We start from the raw sequence: 364 nt of genomic DNA, 5'->3' as shown, positions 1-364 counted from the left end.
AATATGTTTGGGAAAATATAGAGCAAGATGAAAAGAATAATATTTATAAAGCAGATAAACTTACTTTTGGTGATAAATTAAAGCAAGATATTGTTATGAAAAATAGTAAAAGGGAAAATATTGTAAAACCTAAAAATACAAACACAGCTTATGCTTGTGCTATACAAGCTCGTTTTGAACAAAATAAAATAGTTAAAATAGAACCTAAATATTGTATTTCTCTTATAAATACTTGTTTTGATAGTAAAGAAATAACATTGGATAATGATATTAGCAGGGTAGGGTTAAATGATGCACTGAGTAAAAGAACTATTGATTTTGTAAATAGATTTAAACTTTTAAAACATCAGCCCAACACTACAAA

General features: G+C 25.3%; 1 pseudogene. It reads left to right on the top strand.

Annotation, left to right across the window (positions count from 1 at the left end):
• Positions 1-364 (top strand): annotated as a pseudogene (locus CAMP18497_RS08250) (hypothetical protein); the annotation flags it as partial.

Source organism: Campylobacter sp. W0066.1, assembly GCF_024723635.1.
GTDB classification, from domain to species: Bacteria; Campylobacterota; Campylobacteria; order Campylobacterales; family Campylobacteraceae; genus Campylobacter_D; species Campylobacter_D lari_C.
Note: the sequence above shows the minus strand (reverse complement) of the source record. Positions and strands in the feature narration are given on the sequence as shown.